The organism is Allocoleopsis sp., assembly GCF_036703385.1.
GTDB lineage: Bacteria > Cyanobacteriota > Cyanobacteriia > Cyanobacteriales > Coleofasciculaceae > Allocoleopsis.
On the sequence record NZ_DATNPA010000483.1, the window covers coordinates 1 to 3,303 of the forward strand.

A 3,303-nucleotide genomic window follows, 5' to 3' on the forward strand; every position below is an offset into this window, starting at 1 on the left:
TGTTTAACTTGCGCCATATAGGCTTGGATTTTCACCTCATAGACTTTTATTTTGTCGATGGGGGTTTTTGCCTGTTGCAAGACAACTGTTGCCCATTTCTCCATCTGCTCAAAATCGCAGTTCAGGTACGCTGTTTCTACCGCTGATTCATAAAGTGCTAGTGTTAGCTCGTACTGACTTTGCCAGCTATTGACTGCCAATAACCCCAAAGCAACCTTCAGGTAGCGGATAGCAGATTCATAGGCTGTCGCTGCTTTCGCTTTCTGACCGGCTATAAGATTAAGTTCAGCAAGCTTATATCGTTCCGACTCTAAGGTAAGTAAGTCGGTGCCGTAATTGAGTTGATTCACCAACGTGAAGATATTTTCTTTTTGTTCTTCAGGCGTTGTATTTTGTAGTAGCAACTGACCAATTTTTAGGTGAGTTTCTTTCTTCTGTGAATCTGGAATAAGACAATAAGCGGCTTGTTGCACGCGGTCATGCAAAAACTTGTAGCCAACGTTTAACGGCTCAACTTGTAAGGCGGTTGAGGGTTCTATGTCAAACACCATCGGAGTTTTATAAGCCTCCGAGAGCGGTAAAATCAGCTCTGCTTGTAAGGCAACCCACAAATCCGTTGCTGTCTCTGACTGAGATTTTTCATTGACAATGGCTAAAACATCTAACGTAAATTTGTCCCCAATGCAGGCTGCTAACTTTAGGACATTCTGCGTCTTGGGCGACAGCTTTTGAATTTGGCTGACCATCAGTTCGACAACATTCTCGGTGATATCAATGCCTTGAAGAACATCGATATCCCACTGCCAGCAACCTTGACTGAAATTAAATGACAGGAGGTCTTCCTGATGCAGCGATTTGAGGAGCTGAGTTAAGAAGAAAGGATTACCTTGTGTTTTCTTGAAAACTAAATCAGCTAGTGGCTTAGCTTGGGCAGTAGCACTGTGGAGGGTATCAGCAACTAATTGGCTAACATGAACAATATTCAAAGGTTGGAGAATGATGTTATTGATAACCGCTCCAGTCTGTTGGATTTGCTCCAATGTATGAATTAAGGGATGAGTGGCACTGACCTCATTGTCTCGATATGCCCCAATTAGCAATAGATATTCGCTATCTGGATCGGTCACAATCAGCTCAATGAGCTTGAGAGAAGATAAATCTGCCCACTGCAAGTCATCTAGAAAGACAACAAGCGGATGTTCGGGTTGGCTAAATACGTGGATAAATTGTTGAAATACTCGATTGAATCGGTTTTGCGATTCAGATGCACCAAGTTGAGGAACGGCGGGTTGCGGTCCAATAATTCGTTCTACTTCGGGAACCACATCAATAATGATTTGACCGTTGGAACCGAGGGCTTCTAAAAGTTTTGATTTCCAAATTGCTAGCTTGTCATCACGTTCTGTCAGGAGTTGCCGCATCAATTCCTGAAACGCTTGAATGATGGAAGCATAGGGAATATTGCGCTTGAACTGGTCGAATTTACCAGAAATAAAGTATCCTCGCTGACGCACAATGGGTTTATGAATCTCATTAACCAGCGAGGATTTTCCAATTCCAGAGTAACCACTGACCAGCATCATTTCTGTTCTGCCAGAACTGACGCGATCGAAGGCATCCATTAATCGACTAACCTCTTGTTCGCGTCCATATAGCTTCTGCGGAATCGAAAATTGACTAAATAAATCCAGTTCTCCAACTTTGAAGTGAGCAACCTCCCCAGACGTTTGCAGCATCCTCAAACAAGCTTCTAAATCAGCTTTCAATCCCAGCGCACTTTGATATCGGTCTTCTGCTGTCTTGGCAAGGAGCTTCATTACAATGTCAGATATCGCCAGAGGAATGGCTGGGTTTAATTCATGTGGTGGAATTGGAGTTTTCGCAATATGGCAGTGAACCATTGCTAGTGGGTCATCAGTCTCCTGACAGGGCAATTGACCCGTTAGCAGTTGATACAACGTTACACCTAAAGAGTAAAAGTCAGTCCGATAGTCGATCGCACGGTTCATTCTCCCAGTTTGCTCGGGTGCCATATAGGCTAGGGTGCCGACTCCGATGTCCTGCATAGAGGCTACGTCCATAGAGGCCGTTTCCCGAACGAGCAAATTAGGATTGTTAATTGTCTGACTTTCTCTAGATAAACGAGAAGCAATACTAAAATCAATAATTTTAACTTGACCTGTTGTCGAATCAATCAGGATGTTATGAGGTTTAATATCTTTATGAATAATATTATTTTGATGAAGTTGAGCTAAGGTTGAAGCTAGCTGAATACCAATTTGCAAAAATTGGTTCAAGTCAATCGCTTGAGCAGAAATGAAATTTATCAGTGCTTTTCCTTCAAAATCTGGTAAAATTAACGCCAAGCCATTCTGATAACTTTCTAGAGCAATAGGTTTAAGAATTCCATTGATGTCTAGAGGCTGGAGAATTTTAAACTCATGCCTCAGCTTTGTAAGTTCCTCAATTGTGGGATACTTTGCTTTTAATGTTTTGATAATGACGGAGTTAAGTTCTGGCTGTTTAGAAGCACGATAAATGACGGTGTTTATTCCCTCATAAATTACTTCTAATACGGTATAGCCAGCAATATTCATGGTTGTATTTACCTTTAATTAAAACTTTTTGAGGGCACGATAGTATCGTGCCCCTACATGAAAATCTTGTGGTTCGTAGGGGCACGGCATTGCCGTGCCCTACCCTTTATTCCATATTAGCCATCACAGTTGTAGTAGTAATTTCGTGATGGTGATTCATACCGTTTGGCTTTAGACCCGAAAAGCGAAGCGTCCGCTAAACAACATCGCCCCCTACATCCTCTCGACCCAGCACAGCACTGGCAGCTCGATAAAGCAACTGTAGCGCATCCCCATCTTGAGGATACTGAACCACTCCCACGCTAAAGGTCGCTCGAAACGAGGTGCCGTTTTCTCCCTTGAACTCAAATTGACGCAGCATCTTCCGCAAGTCCGAAAGCCGTCGCACACCGTCTTTTTTATTCATGCCGGACATACCTACCACAAACTCTGCACCTCCCCAGCGACCGACAACATCCTCGCTGTGAAAGATTTGCCGTAACAGTTCCCCAAATCGAGCTAATACCTCATCTGTAGCCGCATGACCGTACTGTTGGTTAATATGCTGTAGGCGGTCTAACTTCATGATCGCAAAGCAGAATGGTTGATGGCAGTGTCGGCTCCATTCAAGAAACTGAGTCAACTCTTGAGTGGACTTGCGGCGATTGGCAACTCCAGTCAAAGCGTCGGTTTCTGATAGCGTTCTGAGTAGGCGCGATCGCTCCAA

Annotated in this window: 2 protein-coding genes; both read right to left on the reverse strand. The window is 43.6% G+C overall.

What is annotated here, in order from left to right:
- On the reverse strand, positions 1-2,597 hold a 2,597-nt coding region (locus V6C93_RS23530), incomplete at its 3' end, for a serine/threonine-protein kinase PknK (protein ID WP_333479105.1).
- A gap of 196 nt (positions 2,598-2,793) precedes the next feature.
- Positions 2,794-3,303 (reverse strand): GGDEF domain-containing protein (locus V6C93_RS23535; RefSeq protein ID WP_333479106.1); only part of this gene is annotated, 510 nt, incomplete at its 5' end.